We start from the raw sequence: 23,221 nt of genomic DNA, 5'->3' as shown, positions 1-23,221 counted from the left end.
ATGAGGAATTGATTCCGTTAATCTCTGCTAAAGATCGGAATGGAGATCAGCACTTGAGTACCTCGCAGGTTTCCATCAGCATCTTCCAGGCTTTCAATGGAAAAATCAAATTCAGCCTGATACCTTTCTTTAAACAGCTTCAATCGTTCGGATGTGATTTTTGTCGCGTAGGATTTATGATCCGGTTTCTGAGCATCCGCCTTATTTTTAGCGTAGCCCACCCCATTGTCAATAATCTCTACAATCAGGCGGTTATTTTCGACCTTTTTGAAATTCAGGTTGATCATTCCGCCCTGTTCCAATCCTTTAAATCCGTGGATAATGGCATTTTCCGCAAAGGGCTGAATCAGCATGGGCGGAACAAACTTATTCAATTCCTCCTTCGACAAGGAAATTTCCAGCCTGAAATCAAACCTGTTTTTGAAACGCATTTGTTCCAATCCCAAATACATTTCCAGGGACTCAATTTCCTTCTGAATGGAAATCTCTGTTTCCCTTGAATTCGTTAAGGTTAAGCGAATCAGTTTTGAAAGTTTCAATAAATAGCGCTCTGCCAATTCATTTTCATTATACAACAGGAAGCTTTGAATAGAATTCAGCGCATTGAAGATAAAATGCGGATTCATTTGTGCCAAAAGGGCCTTCTGCTCAAGGATTTCCATGTTTCGCTGAATCTCATCCTGACGTCGTATCACCTTTAAACGATACCTGAAAACCAGGAAACTAATCACCAGAACAATGAGAACGATCAAAATTGTAAACCACCACGTGAAATAAAACGGGGGAAGTACAGAAAATCGTGTCAATATATATGGTTTACTCCAACTACCATATTCATTCTGATATTCTATCTCCAAATCATAGGCTTCAAAAGCCGGGTTAATCATGATTAATTCTCCGTTAAATCCGATGGACCAGGGATCCGTTTTCCGGAAGCGATATCTGTATGGTTGTCTGTGCTGTGATTTGTAATTAGTTGTTTTCAACAGGAAACGGATGATTTTATGAGATGAATTAAATTCTATTCCGCTTTTGAAGTGTTCAACCTTTTTTCCGTTCGTAAAAACTGTTTGGATATCGATCTGTTTTTCGTGCGAGTTCTTCGTCCAATTGTATGAAGACGGAATGAGGGTTATTCCTTTTCTTGTCCCAACATACACACCATTCTTGTTACAATAAATAGCACTTATCTCAGATGAAGCAAGTCCATTCAATTCGGTCAGGTTAAAGATCCGGATTTGGTGATTAGGAAGTTGGACAATCTTAGAAATCCCTTCATTTGACGCTACATAAATAGCTCCTTTCTTATCGATATAGATCGCATTCAACTGATTTGAAAGCAGACCGTCTTCGACTCCTATTTTCCCGACGAATTTCTCATTTTTAAGGAGAATAATCCCTTTTCCCCGGGTTGCCGCAACCAAACCCCATTTTGGATGAAATTTCAAATCGGTTATCCTTACCCGATCCAGGTCTCCCGGAAGCCTGCATCTTTTGACATTTCCTTTTTTTATTCGGAACAACCCGATCAAGGTTCCTGCATACAATTCCCCATTTTCATCTACTGCAAGGGATTTAAAGTGATGTGCCGCATATTTTTTTGCATTGTAAACCTGCGTTCGCGTCAATAATTCTTCCTGGAACTCTTTTTCCCGCTGGAATTTTAAAGGCATCACATAAGCCGTATAGAAATTTCCTTCCCGGTCATTGGACCAGGCCTGAAATTGACATATTTCGTACCCCCAATCCCTTTTGGTGAGGGAATTTGATAAAAAATACGGGATGTTATTGGAGATAACCAGTTTATCTTTCCAGACTCCGATTGTATTTTTTGACCCGCTTGTCTTCAACAATTCTTCACCGGTTTTCAGGTTGAAATAGCCGAATGCAGATGAATAATAGACTTGGTTTCCGATCCCGTTAATATCATGAATAACCCCGTAATTTTCCGTTTCTTCCGGATCCCAATTGACAATATCCAAACAAGAAGTATAATAAATCCCTTTATCCAAAGTAGAAAACCAATACCCACCCTCAGAATCTTTTATTACTCCGGTTACTTTCTGATCTTTCAAGTAAATTCCATCTGGTTTGGTAAAATCTGTTTTTCCGGGATTTTTAAAGCGGTAAGCACCGGTCAGCGTCGTAATCCAAAATTCTCCTCCAACATTATACATACCGGTATACCCGTTAAAAAGTACTTTATTCGATGAGTCATCGGTTCGAAATACCATATTATCTATGCAAATAAATCGGTTTTGACCGATTCGAAACATGTCAAATTGTACAATTCCTTGCTCATTCTTATAATGAATCTTTTTTCCCTTCTCCGGAATAATACAGAGTTCTTTCAACCCCGTACTTGGTCCATGTGTACAGTTTACAAGCCAGCTAGCTCCTACTTCGATTAATTCCCTCACTTCTATTGGTCTGTAGATAAAAAACCGTCCGTTTTTATCTATTCTCCCGGTTTGATAGATCCCTGAATAATATACATTATCATCCTTATCAACTGCAAACGATTTCCGGTGATTAAAATCACCATGATTCATTTTAACAAGCAAATGATTGTATTTGTATGGAAGGATTTTCTTTTTTTGAGGATCGTAATAGGCTATCTTTCCATTATACAAGTAGAACCACAAACGTCCCTTGTAATCTTCCTGGATCTTAAAAACAACCTCGTCGGGGAGACCGCTTGATTTATTGTAAACATGCAATCTGAAACCATCATATCTTACCACTCCGTGGTCCGTGCAGAACCAGATAAATCCGCTTCTATCCTGGTGAACATAATAAGTTTCAGAGCTTGGTAAGCCATCATTTACGGAAATATTCATGTAGGATGGTTCCCATCGTTTGTTTTGAGCAATCAAATCATGGTCAAATGCAAGCAGCATGAAAACCAGGAGACATATCCTGTTAAATAAGAAAAAGTTCTTCTTAAAAAAATGAGGTGTTTTTAAGGAGTTCATCTGCTTCAAAAATAATTCCACTTCCAGTTTCTGCTGTATTAATCCTTATTGAAAACCGGGATTAAAATAATGATTTTCGTTCCTTTGGATTTCCCGTTTTCATCCATCCGGTTTTCTATTACAAAATCAAACTCTGCATTGTATTTTTCCCTGAATAAACTCAGTCTCTCGGAAGTAATCTGCATTCCATAGGACTTATGTTCTGAGGACAATGTATTCTTGTCTTTCGAATCGTACCCTATTCCGTTGTCTGTTACCACGACCACTAGTTTGTTCTCCACCAGTTCTTTAAAATTCACTTCCAGTTTCCCCATAATGTTCAATCCCTTAAAACCATGAATGATGGCATTTTCCACAAAGGGCTGGATCAACATGGGAGGAATGTATTTTTGCCGTTCCGTATGTGTCAGTGAAGTTTTAATTTCAAAATCAAAACGATCTTTAAACCGCATTTTTTCAAGCTGGATGTACTTGCTCAAAACATCTATTTCCTGCTGGATCGTTACTTCACTTTCCCGTGAATTATTCAGGGTCATCCGGATTAGCTGAGATAGCATCTGAAGGTATTTCTCCGCCAAATCGTTCTCATGATACACCAGGAAACTTTGGATGGAATTCAATGAGTTGAAAATAAAATGCGGATTCATCTGGGCCAAAAGGGCTTTTTGTTCCAGCTTTTCAATTTGACGCTTATACCTGCGCTGTTTGTTAATTTGAATCGCCGTAATCCTGAAAAGGATAAACGCGAGTAAAAAACTGCTGAAGACCAAAAGAATATAAAACCAGATCGTTTCAACAAATTTAGGCTGTTTATGAATAGTTAATATTCCATAGGGCTTTTGCCAGATTCCATTGTCGTTTAAATAAGACAATTCCAAATGATAATCTCCCGAGGTTAAATCGTAAAAATCAATACTTCCCGTATTGCCATAAGTCCATTTGTCGTGAGCCGACAGCCGGTATTTGTAAGGTTGGCTGCCTAAACTTTTATAGTTTGTGGACCGCAATTCGATATGGATCATCTTTGAACCGCTTTCGAGTTCCAGATCTTGAGATTCCGGGTAGATCACCTTTCCATCAATAGTTAGTTCTTTTACGGAAACTTGTTCTTTCAATGGGTTCATTAAAAAACTCAGGTCCGTCGGAAATTTTGAGATCCCACGCTTGGTTGCCAGGTAAACAGTTCCGTCATCCAGGAACGCATAATTCACTTCACTGGAGGCGAGCCCGTTCACATTTAAAATGTTGTGGATCCGGACGTATTTGTTCCCTATGAAAAACAGTTTTGAAACACCCCTATTTGTTGAAATCCAGCAAGTAATCCCGTTTTTTTCAAGCTCGATTTTATTGATCTGATCACTCACCAAACCATTTTTAGCGGTAATGTGATGTGTTATTTTACCGTTTTTAAAAAGGTAAATTCCATCTCCACGGGTTCCTATTATCAACCCCAATTCTTTTGAATACCTTACACAAGAAATCCTGTTTTCCCTGATCGCTTTTGGAAACATGGAATTAACCAACATCCCGTTCTTCAAACAGAAGAGTCCTTTTGCATTTCCCACAAAAACAGCTTCACCGGAAGAACAAACTGTTTCAAAAAAATGGTGGAGGTTCTTATCGTATTTTTTTGATGCGAAATAATCATAGAGCGTGTCCATTTGGCCGCTCCTGTGAATTCGCATAATCATAGAAGCACAAATCAACACGCTGGTATCTTGCTCATTGAAATAGTCATAATAATTAGGGATACGCCAATATTTTTTGTTCTTCACGTCGATGGGTAACTTCCGGTTTATTCTGGGTAACAGCAGGAGGTTGTCAAATCGCGAAACAATCGTTCTTGAAAGGTGATTGGAAGTAATTAAGGGGTAATGATCCTTTAAACGGAACACCCCCAAATGGTCGGAATAAAAAATGTCTTTATTTGAATCTACCACCACATGGGTTACATCTATTTCTTTCGAATTTTCAAACACCAAACAATTTTTTACAATGGAATTGGGCAGATAAACAATTCCCTTATCCAGGGTAGAAAACCACCACCCATTTTCCCGATCCTTTAGAACGGCTGAAACTTTAAACCCGCTCAAAAAATGTTGTTTCGGAGCATTGACCAAACCATACTTTGCGATGTTCTTCAACTTATAAGCACCATCCACAGTGGTTATCCACAAATCAGGTCCGGCAGAAAAATATCCGGTAGTTCCGGGGAAACGAACAACCTTTTCCGGGAATCTCAGATCAAAAAAGCAATCCTGAACCCGGGCAATTTTCCGGCCTTGATGCAATTTCAGTTCAGCAAGGGCACTCTGCATATGATTTTTAAAAACCTCATAACTGATTATCCTTTTTTGAAGCTTTCCTTCTTTTCGAAGTGTTAATTCATAAAACTTAGGTGCTATGTCTTTTGTTTTATATAAGTTAAAGGTCGCCTGGTAACTTCCGTTGCGTAGATCAAAAGTCCAGTAATCGCCGCGAAAAGCAGCTATTTGTGTTCTACCTTGCCGATCAATTTTCAGGACCCCATTATTTCCGGAACTAAAGAATATGTTATCATTTTTATCAATTGAAAAGGTTTTGTAAGGATATAAATTATTTCCTATATAATCGGAAATCAACTGGTTATACCTGTATTTTATAATTTTGTGTTTTGCATTGTCATAATAACTTAACAGGCCGTTATAACTAATGAACCAGATGCGCCCTTTGTAATCTTCGTAAATCCAAAAAATAACATTGTCGGGAAGCCCGTTTTTGGTGGTCAGCACCTCCATATGAAACCCATCGTACCTAACTACTCCCCGATCCGTACAAAACCAAATATATCCTTGTTGATCCTGGTAAACAAAATAAGTTTCGGAACTCGGAAGTCCCTCTTTAACAGAAAAGATCCGGTAGGAAGGCTCCCAGTTTATTTGAGTAAATGCATGACTTGCCAAAAAACAGGTCAACAGGATTGCGATATTTTTTTTAAGACTCATCTCACTTTCCTGTTCTCATATCCAAAAACACGTGTTCGGGATATTGAATATCCACTAAAAACAATCCTTTTGCCGGTACAGATAGCTTCGCCTCTCCCCTGTCCTTCGATTCCATAATCCGGAACAGATCATCCGGATCCAGATTACCATAACCAACTTCCAGTAAGGTGCCTACAATTGCCCGAACCATATTCCTTAGAAAACGATCAGCGGTTATCTCAAAGTACCAGCTATATGCTGTCAGCTGATTCCATTTTGCTTCCGAAACCGTACAAATATTTGTCTTCACATCTGTATGCAGCTTAGAAAACGAAGTAAAATCCTGCTTCCCCAATAAAATCAGCGCAGCCCGGTTCATAGCAGCAAAATTAATTTCCGGTGCCAGGTAATAGCTATCCAATAAAAACGGATCTTTCTTTTGATGAATAAAATAGTGATACGTGCGGGATGTAGCTGAAAACCGGGCATGGAATTCGTCTGTTACCTGTTGAGCAGAAAAGACCCCTATATCATCCGGGAGCATTTTGTTTAATTTGTAAACCAATTGTTCCGGATCCAGTGCTTTATCCGTATCAAAATGCAGGACATAATAAGATGCATGGACACCCGTATCGGTGCGGCCACAACCAACTACAGAAACCGGGTTATTTCCCATTAAACGGGATAATCTTTGTTCGATTTCTTCCTGAACGGAAGAGGCATTCGGTTGGATTTGCCAACCGTGATAGTTCGTTCCGCGATAGGCGAGTTCCAGAGCATATCGAAATGTCATGCAGTAAAGTTAATCAATTCGTTTGCTTGACAAATGATCTACCTGCTCGTCTAAATTGTTAACATTAAAATAATCCATCCGGTATTAATTAATTATTTCGTAACACAGCAGTAATTATAAAGGAAAGTATCAGGGATACTTTTGCTCAAACTTTAACAAGGAGCACAATGCAAGTGAGTAAGGGACAAACCATCCTTTTAGTGGACGACGAAAAAGATATTCTGGAATTTTTACAGTATAATCTGGAGCGGGAGGGATATAAAGTATTTGTTGCCAACGACGGGCTTGAGGGAGTCGAAATGGCTCAAAAAGTTTCTCCGGACCTGATTCTGATGGATGTGATGATGCCGAGAATGGATGGAATCGAAGCATGCCAGACTATCCGGCAAGATCTTCAGCTCAATTCACCTCTGATCGCCTTTTTGACATCCAGAGCGGAAGATTATTCACAAGTTGCCGGCTTTGAAGCGGGAGCGGATGATTATATCACTAAACCGATCAGACCGCGCCTGTTGGTATCGAAAGTAGAAGCCTTACTTAGAAGGGCGGGGCGCATCAATGGTACCGAAGCTGAAATCAAAACCTCTTCCATTACCGTTAATCGCGAAAAATTCCTGGTTTTCATGAACGATCAAGAGATCCAACTGCCCAAAAAAGAGTTTGAACTGATCGAATTATTGGCTTCCAGACCCGGAAAAGTCTTTACACGCGAACAGATCCTGACAACCGTCTGGGGAGATGAAACCATTGTCGGTGAACGAACAATCGATGTTCATATCCGAAAATTGAGAGAAAAATTAGGAGAATCGTATATTCGTACCATTAAAGGTGTTGGTTATACATTTTCTGAAAAGTGAAAAAATTAAATCCGTTTACCATTATTCTTATTGGAAGTGGCATCGTTGCTGTTTGCTTAGCACTCATTCTCATCGTTGTTAATTTCTTCTATCCGATTCCGGTCGGTGTATTTGTTTCAGTCATTTTGCCCGGAGCACTGGGAACTTTCATTGCTTTCTATTTTCTGTTTAGGGCTTTTATTTACAACCGATTGCGCATTCTCTACCGTTCTATCCGAAAGGGAAAAATGATGCCGGATGAAAAGTTGTATATCAATATGTCGGAAGATATAATCGGAAATGCCGAGTCGGATTCCAAAAAATGGAGCGAGCAACGAACCTCCGAGATCACACAACTGCAGCAACAAGACAAATTCAGACGGGAATTCATCGGAAACCTCGCTCACGAATTAAAAACGCCTGTTTTTTCCATTCAGGGATATGTTTTGACACTATTGGAAGGTGGACTGGAAGACGAACGGGTCAACCGCATGTTCCTGGAACGTGCTTCCAAAGCAATCGACCGGATGACCAATATCCTGAATGACCTGGATGAGCTCACCAAATTGGAAGTAAATGACCTGAAAATGGACATGCGTCCTTTTGATCTGAAAGAACTGGTAAAAGAGGTACTGGAAAGTTTAGAACTGCGTTCACAGGAAAAACACATCAAGCTTCGTTTTGCCAAGGAATACAACAAAGAAATCATGGTGCGCGCCGATCGGGGGAAAATCGCGCAAGTATTAACAAATCTGATCAGTAACTCCATTTCATACGGAAATGAGAACGGGGAAACACAAATCCGGTTTTACGAGGTAGATGATTTGGTCTCTGTAGAAATCTCGGATAACGGACCGGGAATCGAACCGCATGAGTTACCGCGCTTATTCGAACGTTTTTACCGCGTGGAGAAAAGCCGTAACCGAAATGAAGGAGGATCCGGACTGGGTCTTTCCATCGTAAAACACATCCTGGATTCTCACAATCAAACAATTTCTGTCCGCAGTACGATCGGTGTTGGAAGTACATTTACCTTTTCATTAGATAAATTTGAAGGAACTTCTTCTACACTGGTTACTTCACGAGGGATCACAATCAAATAATTGAAAATGTAAAATTGAGTTCCGATAGCTATCGGAATGAAAGGATTTTGAAGCTTACCCTATCTTTTCAATTTTAACATTGTCCATTTTTAATTCTACAAGGTATTCCTGCTCCAACTGCCCCGGCGTCGGGATCAGTACCGCTTTCTTTTTCAAAAACTGTAAATCCATCAAGGTTGAATATCCATTCCGGGAAATCAGCGTGTCTGCCGAAGCTATTTCCGCATCAGCCTGTCTCCAATCGGTAATGGCGGTTACATGTTGAGGTATCTCAGAATAGACTCTGGGAGTAATCAACGTTAAACTCGCTTCTCCATACTGTTCCAGTATCCAATGAAAGAACTGCTCCGAGTACGGTTCCGGACCGCTCACAATTCCCACCATTTTTCCGGGAACGAGGGAAATCTCCCGATTCTGAAAGCGCGAATAAAATCCGATATAAGTCGATTTTGGAACAGGTTTACTCAATGCGCCTGCAAGTCGTTTTTGTTGATCATCCATGATCCAGATCTCCGAAAAGCGATTCATCCATTTTCTGTGAATACGTTGCGCAATCCAACCGGCTTTCGGCGGTAAGAAAACCTGGTGCGTAATAAAAACGGATTTAACCGTATCGGAACGAAAACCGTAACAATGGTCCGACAGAACCAATGAAATCTGAAATTCACTTACAAGTTTTTCAACCTGTCGTTGTTCTTCGCTGATAGCACGGGAAAAGCGCCAGGCATTGCGCCGCATTTCCGAAGTAAAGTTGCCGTCGCCTTTAAAGCGGAACAGAAATCCCTCAGCCACGATATACTTTGCTGTAATTCCGTATTCGGAAAAAATTGCTTTTTGAGCCGGATTACAACAAATAAATAATTTGTTTCCCTGGCCGGACAACTGCTTCAATAAAGAAATCGATCTGGCCGTATGTCCGTGTCCCCAATTGAGGCAGGCAAATAATATGCGCTCTCGTGACAATTCAGCCGGATGCATACTTACTCTATTGACTTCGTTTCAGATTGATCGGAGCAGCTTTAGAAAGTACATATGGGAAATTTTCCTCCACGTAGGAACTCGGATCCAATCCGAATTCGTTCTTTTCCGACAGGGCTCTTCCTTTGATAAAGAAGTAAGCATTCATAATCAATTTATGGAACCAGGGCAATTCATTGTCATTTGATAAGAACTTACGAATTACAATAAATCTAAAGTCCCCGATATGGTCACTATGATGGTATTCACATGCATAACGCGAGCGGATCTCAATTTCTCCATTCTGCACCAATTCTTCCACTACCTGCTTGAACATCATGTCCAGTTTCGGCTGAATGCGAAATCCTAATTTGAAATCAATCCGAATCAAATCGTTTTCATCGTGTTTGGTAACCTTGTACTCTTTCGTATACGGTTCATCCGAAGTAATCACATGTACAAACCAATAGCGCTCGGCACGTTTGGGCTGTTGCTCCAGGATCGAATAAAACACTTTAGACTCTACTTCATCAACGCGTTCTGCACTGGTCAGGTAAACCAAATGGGTGGCATACGTCGGGATCTGATCATCCACGGACAATTTACGAAGGATCGGTAAGTAACTTTTGATCTTTACAAAGTCAATGATGCTGTTTCGAATGATCTTACTCTTGAAAATAACATACATCACCGACATAACGGAAAGTGCGATCGTCAAAGTAATGTAACCACCCTGCGGGAACTTATCGATCTGAGCAATCAGGAAACTACTCTCAACGATGAAGAACAAACCGATCAAACCGTAACGCAATATCGGATTCCAATGCTTGCGAAGGAAATAGAAATACAGCAACACCGTGGAACTGATCATCGTCAGAATGATGGACAAACCGTAAGCGGCTTCCATATTCTCTGATTTTTTGAAAAGGTAAACAATAGCAATACATCCCAGCATTAAGAACCAGTTGATCGACGGAACGTACAATTGTCCTTTGATCTCGGAAGGAAAGTTCACTTTTACGCGCGGCCACAAGTTCAATCGGATAGCCTCATTGATAAGCGTAAACGAACCGGAAATCATTGCCTGAGAAGCAACAATTGCAGCTACGGTTGCGATAATAACGGAAGTCAGTCTGAACCCTTCAGGAACAATCGAATAGAACGGATTTCCTTCAATATGTCCATGCAGGTTGTCCATTAAATAAACTCCTTGTCCGAAGTAATTCAACAAAAGCATTGCCTTTACAAAAACCCAGCTTACACGGATATTTTCTCTTCCGCAGTGCCCTAAATCAGAATAAAGCGCCTCACCACCGGTTGTACATAAGAATACAGCCCCAAGCAGCCAGAATCCTTTTGGATAATTCACTAAAAGATCATAAGCGTATGTCGGATTAATTGCCTTTAAAATTCCCGGATCTTTCATGAAATACATAAATCCGACTGTCCCGATCATCAGGAACCAGATCATCATTACCGGACCGAAAAAACGCCCGATAAACTTGGTCCCGAACTGCTGAATAACAAAGATCCCGATGATAATAGCTATGGCAATCGGAACAGTATTGATCTTCGGGTTAATATACCCAAGTCCTTCTACAGCCGAAGAAACCGAGATTGGCGGTGTAATAATTCCGTCCGCCAGCAAAGAAGCCCCGCCGATCATCGCCGGAATCACCAGCCATTTCCGCTGCCGGCGTACCAATGTATACAAGGAGAAAATCCCCCCTTCACCTTTGTTGTCTGCCCGCAATGTAATAATTACATACTTCAGTGTCGTTTGAAGCGTGATTGTCCAGAAAATACAGGATAACCCCCCAAGTATCAACTGTTCAGTGATTTCTCTTTTTCCGGCAACTGCCTTTAAAACATAAAGCGGTGAAGTTCCGATATCCCCGAAAATAATTCCCACCGTGATGATCAATCCCGCGAATGAAAGCGCGTGATGATGACTTTTTGACATAAGGCGTAAAAATTAAACCGTAAAGGTACATATTGGGAAAGTTACATACTAGGATTTGGTGAAAAATCCTCAAAAAACTTTCAGGGATTGTGTACTTTTGCACCGATTTATGGGAAAGAATAAACTGAGACGCTTTGCGGAAATGAAAAATTGGGATAATGTGTTCGAACCAACACTTGAACCGAATCCGCAGGAAGCATTTCCATTGAAGGGAAAATGGCATCAAGACTACTTTAAGAACACGCATCCGATTGTCCTGGAACTGGGATGCGGAAAAGGAGAATATTCCGTTGGATTGGCAAAGCACTATCCCAATAAGAACTTTATCGGGGTTGACATCAAAGGTTCCCGGATGTTCGTGGGAGCAAAAGAAGCATTGGATGAAAAACTTACGAATGTTGCTTTCCTGCGAACCAAAATTGATTTTATCGAATCGTATTTTGAACCGAATGAAGTCGATGAAATTTGGCTGACCTTTTCAGACCCGCAACCGATCAAACCACGAAAAAGATTGACTTCCGAACAATTTATTGCGCGTTACAGACGCATTTTGAAACCGGGAGGCCTGGTTCATTTGAAAACGGATTCGGATCTGTTGTTCGAATCAACAGAAGAACAAATCCGGGAGCACGGATATGAACTGATTGAATCGACCTGGGATTTATACCAATCCATCCCGGAAGATCTGGATCCGACGATCCGCGAAATTTTACATATCAAAACGCATTACGAACAACTGTTTACAGCAAAAGGTTCGGTGATTAAGTATTGTTCGTTCAAGATCAATTGAAAATGTAAAATGGAGAATTGAAAAGATTTTTAATTCTCCGATACTACAAAATCAGATTTCTAAAAAAGAAAAATCCTCTCTGTTTTCACAAAGAGGATCAAATAACTTTTCAATTTTTACATTCTCAATTTTCAATTCGCTTATGCGACTTTCAATCGTGCCACCTTGCTTTTTGAGAACTGTGCTTTCGCATATTCCAGGTCGACACGGAATTCCTTTTCATTTTTGGAAGGTAATTCGTACATCGCATCCGTCAAGATTGCTTCACAAATGGATCTCAATCCACGTGCTCCCAATTTAAACTCAATGGCTTTCTCCACGATAAAATCCAATACGTTTGCATCAAATGTCAAACGGATTCCATCGATCTCGAACAATCGTATATATTGCTTAATAATTGCGTTTTTAGGCTCTGTGATAATCCGTTTCAAACTTTTGGCATCCAACGGTTCCAGGTAAGTCAATACCGGGAAACGCCCGATCAATTCGGGAATCAATCCGTATGATTTCACGTCTGTCGGTGTGATGTACTTTAGGAAATTATCCTCATCCACTTTTTCCGTTACATGAGAACCAAACCCGATCGTTTGTCTGTTCACGCGGCTCGCAATGATTCGTTCAATTCCGTCAAAAGCTCCCCCACAAATAAACAAAATGTTCTTCGTATCGATCGCGATCATTTTTTGTTCCGGGTGTTTTCTTCCTCCCTGCGGCGGAACATTTACCGTAGAGCCTTCCAATAGTTTCAACAAGGCCTGTTGAACTCCCTCTCCGGATACGTCACGCGTAATAGATGGATTATCGCTCTTACGTGCAATTTTATCAATCTCATCAATGAATACGATCCCGTGTTGCGCCGCCTGAACATTGTAATCCGCAGCCTGCAATAAACGGGAAAGAATGCTTTCCACATCTTCTCCCACGTAACCTGCTTCCGTTAAAACTGTTGCATCCGCAATACAAAACGGTACGTTCAACATTTTTGCAATGGTCTTTGCAAGCAGGGTTTTTCCTGTTCCGGTGCGTCCGACTAAGATCACATTCGATTTCTCAATCTCTACTTCTTCGATCTTGGTTTGATGTAAGCGTTTGTAATGATTGTAAACCGCAACCGAAAGCGTTTTCTTGGCATCGTCCTGTCCGATTACGTACTCATCCAATCGTTCCTTGATATCCTGCGGTTTTAATACATTTACCGGAGCTCCTTGAGTAGAAGTTTTGGTTGTCTGATCTTCATCAACTATCATTCTTGCCTGCGCAATACAATGGTCACAGATGTGTCCTGACAAACCCGCTATCAATAAACCTACTTGACTTCGTGGTCTCCCACAAAACGAGCAGGAAGTTTCCTTTTTTGACATATTCTAATTTTAATCGACAAAAAAGTCATCCCGGCTGAGCTGGGATGACTTAGGATAATATGATGCAAAGTTAGACTATTTTGGGTTGCGAAGCAAGATCTCGTCCACCATTCCGTATTCTTTTGCTTCTTCAGCTGTCATCCAGTAATCACGGTCTGAATCAGCCCAAACTTTTTCATACGATTGTTTCGAATGGGTAGCGATAATATCGTACAATTCTTTTTTCAATTTCTGGATTTCTCGTGCTGTGATCTCGATGTCAGAAGCCTGTCCCTGAGCACCTCCAAGTGGCTGGTGAATCATTACACGTGCGTGTTTCAGCGCAGAACGTTTTCCTTCAGCCCCAGCACACATCAGAACCGCTCCCATTGAGGCGGCCATTCCAGTACAGATCGTTGCAACATCCGGTTTGATATACTGCATGGTATCATAAATTCCCAAACCAGCGTATACGGATCCTCCCGGTGAGTTTAAGTAAATCTGAATATCTTTTTTTGCATCCACAGATTCCAGGAATAATAACTGCGCATTGATGATATTCGCGACCTGATCGTTAATTCCGGTTCCCAGGAAAATGATCCGATCCATCATTAAACGTGAGAACACGTCCATTTGTGTCATATTCAAATGACGTTCTTCGATAATATACGGTGTTAAAGAAGATTCGATGTAGCTTTCTAAGTGCATGCTTGAAATTCCGACATGCTTTGTGGCGTACTTATTAAATTCGTTTTTGTCGAACATGTTGATAGATTTTTTAAGAATATTAAAATTAATACGAATCCGAACAATTGATTCTTTTTTTGGCAGAAATTAACTAGAATAATTACAACATCAAAAAGTTCAAAACTTAATCGTGTGTAAATTCGATTTCATAGCTTGTATGTTTTCGGATATTCAGAACCCGTTCATCATCAAAAATCAAGTACTGGCCTTTAATCCCGGCTAATTTTCCCCGAATCACAGGTGACTTGTCAAAGCTTACACTTTTCACTTTCAGCGGATATTTTTCAACCGGATAATTCAGCGAAATAATCGTGTCATTCATACTTACAAAATCACGCATGTCGAATGGCAATAAATCTTCCACTCTTCCCTTTTCATCCAGCAAATCCAATTCGTGGTTGATCTCGTTTTTGAGCATGCGCTGCCAGTTCGTTTTGTCTGTCATGTAGGATTTCAACGCAACTTCAATTATTCCGGCCTCATATCGATTGGTTGTTTCGGCCAGGATAATTGCATGGGATGCTCCCTGGTCGATCCAGCGTGTTAATGTTTGTTCGGCACGAGTCACTCCGACTTTGATGGTGTCGGAAGCGGCCAAATATACCACATGTGGCTGATTGTGGTGTTTATGTTCCCACTCGATATCTCTCCCTTCACCCAGATGAGCTTTACAAAGCTCCGGGTTGATGATACACGGAGCAGCTTGCGGTGCAGACTGAAAACAATTGAAACAAAATCCCTGTCCGAAGGAATTCTTTGTTTGTTTTCCACAATTCGAACAAATGATTTTTCCTGTCCAGTTTAATTCAATTTCTCTTCCGATCAGGGCATTCATCCCTATTTGCGGTTCGTTATTTAGAACCAGCTGGTATTGAATGGGCTCCTCGAAAGAAACCCGCATTTTATCTAATAATCCTTTCATCTTTTTTGGATTTTAAGACTCTCAGATTTCAGGATTTCAGGACACGAATTGACTTAGTTATAATGTCATGTAATCCTAATATCCCGATGTCCTAAAGTCCTGCTGTCTTAATCTTGTATACTTTCCAATTCTTCCGTTGCTTCCATCCACAAATCCGAATAATAATCCAATTTGGATTTCACTTCTTCAAATGCTTTCAAAACCGGGGTTGTTTTCGTTGAGTCAGAAAAATCCATGGTAGCCAGTTGATCTTCCAGTACTTTTACTTCCTTTTCCAGTTCCTGGACACGTTCTTCATGCTGTTTTATTTTATTCTGAAGCTGATTCTTCTTGCGCTTCAATTCTTTTCGTTCCTCATTCGACTGAACCTTTACCTCAGGTTCTTCTACCACTTTCTGCGTCGGTTTGTTTTCCGTTTTGGCCGAAGCCGGTTCCATAGACAATTTGCGCTGCAGGTATTCATACACGCCGAAGTGATGGATTTTCAGGGTTTGATTCTCAATATCCCAAATCCGGTTTGTCAACCCATCCAGGAATTCCCGGTCGTGAGAAACGATTAAGAAGGTTCCTTCGTATTGCAGCAGTGCCTTTTTCAATACCTGCTTGCTTTGGATGTCCAGGTGGTTTGTCGGCTCATCCAGGATCAAAACGTTCGAAGGGCTTAGGAGCAATTGGCATAAAGCCAGCCGGGTACGTTCTCCTCCCGACAATACACCAACTTTTTTATCGATGTCTTCCCCTGAAAATAAAAATGCTCCCAAAATGGACCGCAGATCTTTCCGGACATCACCGGAGGCAACCAGGTCGACTGTTTCGTAAACGCTTAGATTCTTGTTCAATCGTTCGGCTTGATCCTGAGCAAAATAAGTAATCTTCACATTGTGACCATATTCCACTTTTCCTTCAAAGTCGATTTCTTTCGTTAAACATTTGAATAAGGTGGATTTCCCCACTCCATTGGGTCCGAGCAACGCGATTTTCTCACCTCTTCCCACAGTAATGGAGATCTCTTTAAACAAGGTCCTGGATCCGTAGCTTTTCCCCAAATGGTCCATTTCGAGTACCCATTTTCCGGGTTGAACATTCAGCGGAAAGAAAATATTCATTTTTGCTACGACATCACTTTCCAATTCGATGCGTTCCGTACGGTCCAATTTTTTGATCAGTGATTGTGCAAATGCCGCTTTATTTTTTTTCGCCCGGAACTTATCGATCAATTCCTGCGTTTGTTTGATTTCCTTATCCTGCTGCTTCTTTGCATCCGCCAGCCGTTCCAGCTCTTCAGCCCTCAATTCTTTGTATTTGGAATACGCATAAGGGAAATCCAGGATTTTTCCGAAAGAAATTTCCCAGGTCCGGTTCGTTACATTATCCAGGAACAATCTGTCGTGGGAAATGACAATAACAGCACCGTCAAATTTTGTCAGGTAATTCTCCAACCATTGAATGGAAACAATATCCAGGTGGTTTGTCGGCTCATCCAGCAACAACAAATTCGGGCGATTCACCAGGATCTTAGCCAATTCGGCCCTCATTTTCCATCCGCCGGAGAACGAATTTAGGGGTTTCTCAAAATCTTCTTTCTGAAAACCCAATCCGTCCAAAACAGATGCAATCTTTTCTTCCCATTGGAATCCGTCGTGAATATTGAACAGGTCATTGGTAGCATTCAGATCATTCAACAACTCCAGGTAGGATTCGGATTCATAATCTTGACGGGTTGTCAGCTGTTTGTTAATTTCATCAATGTGCTTACGCAAATGGTTCAACTGATCGTTCGAAAAAAACAGGTAATCAAATACACATTGGGTGGTATCGATGACAATATCCTGGGTCAGGAAACCCACTTCCAATCCCTTCTGACGATGGATCTGGCCGTCTGTTGGTTTTTCTGTTTGAGCGATCAATCGCAACAGCGTTGATTTTCCTGCACCATTTTTACCAACCAGACCAATTCGATCTCCTTGATTCACTTGAGCAGAACATTCCTCAAATAAATAACCTTGCGGGAAATGCACTCCCAATTTTTCCAAAACAAGCATGTACAAAGGTATAAAATGTAGAGGCGGAAAATTTCCACCCCTCCATTTTTTTTGAACCTAAAGCACAAAAGATGCAATTTTTTTACGTACGACCTTGTCCGGACCTACATAATCCATTTTAACATTTACGATCGTTCCCGGTTTTCCCTGACGTAATAGTTTAGTTGCCTCCTCAGAAATCCGGCTTCCTTTTCCTTTTTCAGGTCTCGGCGCTGTGTTCAAACTCAATTCCCAATTTAAAATTGTAAATTTTGCGTCCAGCGGACTGTCTTTATATCGTGAGAACAAATTCTTTTCTGCAGGTGAAATCCTTCCTCCTTCTTCTACTGCTCCAAAAAAGAATTCAGGATTTGGGAGTGTCATGATACGAAATGAAAAGGTTCCCAACTTCACCTTTTTCTTTGAAATAGAATTCATTCCGTAAATCTCAATGGATGCTGTTTTGCTGCTGGTATTGACTCTTGCTATGAATTGATCACCCGATTTTCCTAAACTGATTCCTGTATTGCTGCTTAGGATCGTCTGATCATAGCCGGAGGCAACTCCTTCAATCAGGTTATCGTAACCTTTGTAAAGTACATTCATCTTCGGCAGGGAAATCGTTCCTTGTGGCTTCATGATCTTAATGGTGTGTGACCAATTTTCTGTTTTCATTTGCCCGGATTTATTTTTAATCGACACAGTTCCGTTTAGTGTCACCTCTGTTCCCGATCCCACTTTTGTTCTGATCAATCCTTTTCCATCCGTACCACGGAAAGAACTTCCATTATAGGTAACTGTCGGTTGATTATCGGAATCAAAGGCTGCCATCATTACGTTCAGCTCCACTTCATCCCCGGCATTTGCTATTTCAGGTCCGTAAACCAGCCCAACAATCTTATTAAACGAATATTCTCCGACAGACACTTTCGACTTCAAATGTGCCAAAGCCATGGAGCGGGCAGAAAGTACATCCTGCTGCATAGAAGACAACGAAGCCAAGGCAGCAACAAGAGGTGCATGATCAAAGGTTTGCCCGATCCAATGTACTCCCGAAATATCGTTTTGAGAAACCCGTTCGGGTTTTGTCAGGTTCATATATATAGACGAAAGGACTTCTTCATCGTCTTTCAGATTTGCTTTCGAATCCCGGAGCATCCGGTCAACCTGGTCCTTCAGATCCTGATTATTTTTAAACGTATTGATGCTTTTCGGTTGAATGGAATAAGTATGTTTTCCTTCGCTGTAGGTTCCGACTGCCCGGATTAATTTCGAACGGAACCCGTTGTAGTCGTTCCAGATCTTCTTCCCTTTTCCTGTCGGATTCTTAATATCATCTCCAATTAAAATATACATGGGAATGTCGTACTGATCTTTTGCCTGAACTGCCATCAGGTTCATGCGTGTCGGTTTGCAGCCGGTTCCTTTCTCCCAGATAATGGCCTGGTTATCCAGTGGCTTCACTGTAGCCACGTCTTCACCCGATTCTTGCAGCAATTGCATCTTTACCTGATCAATTTCCCGGATTAAATTCGCAGAAAGCTTATCCACCTGCTGCATTTGATTCATCACTTTTTTGAGCTTTCGGAGCTTTTCGGCGTTCTCTTTTCCGTTTGTCGAATTAATTTCATCCGATACATCAGAGATTAGCTCTGACCCCCGGTCAACTTGCATTCCATTTGATTTCTGGGTATTTTCTTCAATCGCAACAAATGCGTCGAGAATCGTTTTCGATACATTCAATGCCAAAAGTGCGGTGAGTACCAGGTACATCATCCCGATCATCTTTTGTCTTGGGGTTTCTTTTCCTCCAGCCATGACTTAAATTTTAAGGTTATACCAATCGAATGTGGTTTATCCGATTAGTAACAGCTGAGTCAAAAAAAAATGCCGATTTTCACCGGCATTTTTTTAAAAGTTCCAAACGTCCTGTTCAAAGGTCCGGATACTTTCGATAATATCCACAGATTCCTGTAAGGCATCCACACCTGTGCGATAACTGTCTATTGACCGGTCGAATACGTTACTTTCCTTGTAAACGTTACTTGAAAACCTGCGTTTCCAAAAAAGATCATCGAAACTCATCCATTGAGCGTCATTCTTTTCGTTGTATACATAATAATTCGAAAGCAGGTATCTCAAATGCGGAAAATAAACCCAAAACTTGGTTTCCAGCCCTGAGATCATTTTTTGCCCGTTGGGCGCCGTTTCTTCTTTCAAAACTACCGGAGCAATTCCCAGTATCCGGACATCCATAACGGAACGTTCCTTATCAAAAAACCAATCTTCCTTCAAGAGGTACTTCACAATATGCTCCGAATCAATCCACATCGTATCGGGATCCGCATAAACATATTCTTCCACGCCGTTCACCCATCTGGTCGAATCTCTTCCATCCCAGGTTGACAATATGACATCTGATCCGGGGCCTACTTTTCCCAAATAATAAAACACTTCATCCCGGAATACGGAATCATTGCAGTAATTCCCTCCCGGTCCCGGTGCAATGGGATATTTGAATTGATCACCATCCAGGATATCAAATTGATAAGGGTTATAGGGTGAAAAGATCTTTAATTCTCCCTGAATAATATGATGCCTCATAATTGTCCATAAAGACCAGCAATTGGTATTCCTCACATATTGCCCGGAAGGCGTGTGGTGATCAAACGGATAATACAGCGGATGATTGATTTTCTCTCTCAAATCAATCTCCCGCCAAACCCGTTTACTCCAGACAACATCTGCCTCTCGGACATATTCGTAAGGAATGGTCCTTTTAGTCAGGATGTGTTCTTTTACATACGGATAATCCAGGGTTGGCGTCATGGAAATAAAATCCGTTGATTCACATTGCGCATTCACATCATAGATTGCAGCAAAAAATAAGATAAAGGTAACTTTCTTCATGGCTTGGGTTTTTCAAATAGCGCAAAAAAACTCCTTTCGTTACAACTGATATCCAAGCGATTATTAAGAATGTTACCACATTTTTCTATTCTTCTACCCTATGTCAGAAGTCTGTATCAAAGAACTGTTTTCCCTGAAATTTTGCGCCCATTTGCGCACTGCTATGAAACCTCTTTGAAATACTTATATTTGGGTCGAAACTAAAAGACTGATTGGATGCCGGCTTCAGAAAAGACTCCTCTTAATACAGAACTTGAAAACTATTTCCTCCCATTCCGCCAAAATATTATCGGAATAGAACAGGAGTTCGACTCACCGTTCGGTAAACAACGTATTCTGTATACAGATTGGACAGCCAGTGGAAGATTGTATCGTCCCATTGAGGAAAAGATTACCAATGAATTCGGACCTTTTGTAGCAAATACCCATACAGAAACTACCGTTTCGGGAACTGCAATGACCAAGGCTTATCATGAGGCACGTCACATTATCAAACAACATGTAAATGCGGGCCCTGATGATGTGTTGTTAACGGATGGTACGGGAATGACCGGGGTTATCAATAAATTTCAACGGATTCTCGGTCTGAAAGTACCCGAACAACTGAAAGGATGTACTGAAATTCCGGAGGCATTGAGAATGGTTGTTTTTGTTTCGCACATGGAGCACCACAGTAACCAGACTTCCTGGTTGGAAACAATTGCCAAAGTGGAAATAATCCCTGCTAATTAGCAAGGACTCCTGTGTCTTGACAGTTTGACCGAATTGCTTGACAAATACAAAACATATCCGCTGAAAATAGCTTCCATAACTGCCTGCAGTAATGTTACAGGAATTAAAACGCCTTACCATGAAGTCGCTGAGCTTATGCACAAAAACAACGGTTTGTGCTTTGTGGATTTTGCCTGTTCGGCTCCGTATGTCACAATCGATATGCATCCGGCAAACAGCAGTGCCTGGCTCGATGCCATTTTCTTTTCCCCACATAAATTTCTAGGGGGACCAGGTACAAGCGGCGTGCTCATTTTCAATAAAAAACTATATAGCAACACCATTCCTGATCATCCGGGTGGGGGTACCGTTAAATGGACAAATCCTTGGGGAGAACACAAATATTTTGACGATATCGAAGAGCGTGAAGATGGTGGTACTCCCGGGTTTCTTCAGGTGATCAAATCAGCTCTTGCCATAAAGTTAAAAGAGAAGATGGGCATTGCTAAAATCCTGAAGCGTGAAAAAGAGTTGATTGATTACATCTTTGAACAGCTTGAAGAAATACCAAACCTATCGCTTCTTGCACCCCAGCATAAAAACAGGCTCGGCGTAATTTCCTTTTATATTGACAAGTTGCATTTCAACCTGGGCGTAAAACTACTTAACGATCGGTTTGGTATACAGACCCGAGGTGGTTGCAGTTGTGCAGGCACTTATGGTCATTACCTGCTGCATGTTGACCAGGAACAGTCAAACTACCTCACCGAAAAGATCAGCAGTGGAGACCTTATGGTGAAACCGGGATGGATCCGGATGTCCGTGCATCCCACAACGACCAATGAAGAAATACAATACGTTTGTGAAAGCATCCGGCAACTTGCAGAAAACCATACGGAGTGGGCAAATGATTATCACTACCACGCTGCAAGCAATGAATTCATTCACCATTCGGTAAACACTGTAGAAATTGATCTGGTTAAACAATGGTTCCGATTATAACCGGTACTGAGAAGATAATGTTCTGTCGTTCCTTCCAATCACCGACATAGAACTAACCATCTTCAAACTTGCGCCTATTTCAAAGAATAGTTCAAAACAATTTTGGCTTCCGACTACCCATAAAAAACCCCGGCCTTCTGTTACGAAACCGGGGTTCATTTTTATTCTTTGATTCGATTAGAAGTTCCAAACATCGTGTTCGAAGTTTCTAATTTCTTCAGTAATCTTTTCAGATTCCATCAATGCATCTATACCTGTTTTGTAGCTGTCAATCTCGCGATCAAACACGTTACTTTCACGGTAGATTGTACTAGTAAATCGACGTTGCCAGAACAAGTCATCAAAACTTTGCCATTGTGCGTCATTCTTATCGTTATACACAAAGTAGTTAGCTAAAATGTAACGACAATGCGGGAAATACAACCAGAACTTTTCATCCATTCCGGTAATTGTCTTACCACCTGTTGGAGAAACTTCTTCTCTGTATACAACCGGTGCAATTCCCAAAATACGCACATCCAATACAGATCTTTCCTTATCGAAGAACCAATCTTCTTTGAGACGGTACTGAACGATTTGTTCAGAATCAATCCACATGGTGTCAGCCGGAGGGTATTTGAAAGTGATCGTTCCGTCAGGAAGAGTAATTTCAATCGGATCTCCGAATTCGTTTGTTAATGGAACATCACTTTGAGCACCTAATTTTCCTAAATAATAGAATACCTTATCGCGGAATAAAGAATCAGTATAATAATTCTTACCTGCTTCAGGTACGATCGGATATTTGAATTGATCTCCATCTAACATATCAAACTGATATGGGTTGTAAGGCGAAAACACTTTCAAGTCTCCGTTGATGATATGGTGACGCATAATTGTCCACAAAGACCATCGGCTCGTATTTCTAACGTACTGACCAGACGGAGTGTGATAATCAAACGGCAAATAAATCGGGTGATTCATTTTTTCACGCATATCAATCATGCGCCAAACACGATGACTCCAGACTACATCAGCTTCACGAACAAACTCGTACGGAATCATTCTTTTGGTAGGGATATGTTCTGTCATATACACCCCGTCAATTACATCCGCCTGAGGAACATTCACTGGTCCACCATTGATCTCCTGCGCGTTCGTTAACAACGAACCGGCAAGCAAGGTACTTAATAGAACTAAACGTTTCAT

General features: G+C 41.0%; 15 protein-coding genes and 1 pseudogene. 4 read left to right on the top strand and 12 right to left on the bottom strand.

Going from position 1 to position 23,221, the window contains the following annotated elements:
* Positions 1 to 17: 17 nt before the first annotated feature.
* The 3 genes from FO442_RS08535 to truA are packed head-to-tail and all read right to left on the bottom strand — an operon-like array spanning position 18 to position 6,731.
* Positions 18 to 2,975, bottom strand: coding sequence for a sensor histidine kinase (locus FO442_RS08535; protein ID WP_144332740.1), 2,958 nt, complete (start codon positions 2,973 to 2,975; stop codon positions 18 to 20).
* A 38-nt stretch (positions 2,976 to 3,013) separates the two neighbouring features.
* Entirely contained in the window at positions 3,014 to 5,959 is a 2,946-nt protein-coding gene (locus FO442_RS08530) for a sensor histidine kinase (RefSeq protein ID WP_144332739.1), read from the bottom strand.
* A 1-nt stretch (position 5,960) separates the two neighbouring features.
* A complete protein-coding gene (gene truA, locus FO442_RS08525) occupies positions 5,961 to 6,731 on the bottom strand; it encodes a tRNA pseudouridine(38-40) synthase TruA (RefSeq protein WP_144332738.1) in 771 nt (256 codons plus the stop codon).
* Positions 6,732 to 6,898: 167 nt separating this feature from the next.
* Here truA and FO442_RS08520 point away from each other — a divergent pair, with 167 nt between their 5' ends.
* Positions 6,899 to 7,588, top strand: coding sequence for a response regulator transcription factor (locus FO442_RS08520; RefSeq protein ID WP_144332737.1), 690 nt, complete (start codon positions 6,899 to 6,901; stop codon positions 7,586 to 7,588).
* Positions 7,585 to 8,670 (top strand): ATP-binding protein, encoded by a 1,086-nt coding sequence (locus FO442_RS08515; protein ID WP_144332736.1) that lies wholly within the window; start codon positions 7,585 to 7,587, stop codon positions 8,668 to 8,670. The genes FO442_RS08520 and FO442_RS08515 overlap by 4 nt, the downstream gene beginning before the upstream one ends.
* A 54-nt stretch (positions 8,671 to 8,724) precedes the next feature.
* On the opposite strand, the gene FO442_RS08510 is transcribed toward FO442_RS08515, so the two are convergent.
* Positions 8,725 to 9,648, bottom strand: a complete 924-nt coding sequence (locus FO442_RS08510; RefSeq protein WP_144332735.1) for a glycosyltransferase — start codon at positions 9,646 to 9,648, stop codon at positions 8,725 to 8,727.
* Positions 9,649 to 9,655: 7 nt separating this feature from the next.
* Positions 9,656 to 11,590, bottom strand: a complete 1,935-nt coding sequence (locus FO442_RS08505; protein ID WP_144332734.1) for a KUP/HAK/KT family potassium transporter — start codon at positions 11,588 to 11,590, stop codon at positions 9,656 to 9,658.
* A gap of 109 nt (positions 11,591 to 11,699) precedes the next feature.
* Between FO442_RS08505 and trmB the strand changes: the two genes are divergently transcribed.
* Entirely contained in the window at positions 11,700 to 12,380 is a 681-nt protein-coding gene (gene trmB / locus FO442_RS08500) for a tRNA (guanosine(46)-N7)-methyltransferase TrmB (RefSeq protein WP_144332733.1), read from the top strand.
* Positions 12,381 to 12,520: 140 nt separating this feature from the next.
* Here trmB and clpX read toward each other — a convergent pair whose 3' ends face one another.
* From clpX to porN (FO442_RS08470), 6 genes are all read right to left on the bottom strand, one after another.
* Positions 12,521 to 13,741: an ATP-dependent Clp protease ATP-binding subunit ClpX gene (clpX, locus tag FO442_RS08495; RefSeq protein WP_144332732.1), complete on the bottom strand. Its 1,221-nt coding sequence runs from the start codon at positions 13,739 to 13,741 to the stop codon at positions 12,521 to 12,523.
* A 75-nt stretch (positions 13,742 to 13,816) separates the two neighbouring features.
* Positions 13,817 to 14,485, bottom strand: coding sequence for an ATP-dependent Clp endopeptidase proteolytic subunit ClpP (clpP, locus tag FO442_RS08490; RefSeq protein ID WP_144332731.1), 669 nt, complete (start codon positions 14,483 to 14,485; stop codon positions 13,817 to 13,819).
* A gap of 106 nt (positions 14,486 to 14,591) precedes the next feature.
* Positions 14,592 to 15,389 (bottom strand): DUF2797 domain-containing protein, encoded by a 798-nt coding sequence (locus FO442_RS08485; protein ID WP_144332730.1) that lies wholly within the window; start codon positions 15,387 to 15,389, stop codon positions 14,592 to 14,594.
* Between the two features lie 107 nt (positions 15,390 to 15,496).
* Positions 15,497 to 17,431: an ABC-F family ATP-binding cassette domain-containing protein gene (locus FO442_RS08480; protein ID WP_144332729.1), complete on the bottom strand. Its 1,935-nt coding sequence runs from the start codon at positions 17,429 to 17,431 to the stop codon at positions 15,497 to 15,499.
* A gap of 57 nt (positions 17,432 to 17,488) precedes the next feature.
* Positions 17,489 to 19,228, bottom strand: coding sequence for a type IX secretion system motor protein PorM/GldM (gene porM, locus FO442_RS08475; protein ID WP_144332728.1), 1,740 nt, complete (start codon positions 19,226 to 19,228; stop codon positions 17,489 to 17,491).
* Positions 19,229 to 19,321: 93 nt separating this feature from the next.
* Entirely contained in the window at positions 19,322 to 20,320 is a 999-nt protein-coding gene (porN, locus tag FO442_RS08470; protein WP_144332727.1) for a type IX secretion system ring subunit PorN/GldN, read from the bottom strand.
* Between the two features lie 216 nt (positions 20,321 to 20,536).
* Here porN (FO442_RS08470) and FO442_RS08465 point away from each other — a divergent pair.
* Positions 20,537 to 22,033 (top strand): annotated as a pseudogene (locus FO442_RS08465) (aminotransferase class V-fold PLP-dependent enzyme).
* Positions 22,034 to 22,210: 177 nt separating this feature from the next.
* Here the strand turns inward: FO442_RS08465 and porN (FO442_RS08460) are convergent.
* Complete coding sequence (gene porN / locus FO442_RS08460) at positions 22,211 to 23,221, bottom strand: type IX secretion system ring subunit PorN/GldN (RefSeq protein ID WP_144332726.1); 1,011 nt, start codon at positions 23,219 to 23,221, stop codon at positions 22,211 to 22,213.

The organism is Fluviicola chungangensis (assembly GCF_007558725.1).
Lineage (GTDB): Bacteria > Bacteroidota > Bacteroidia > Flavobacteriales_D > Crocinitomicaceae > Fluviicola > Fluviicola chungangensis.
Note: the sequence above shows the minus strand (reverse complement) of the source record. Positions and strands in the feature narration are given on the sequence as shown.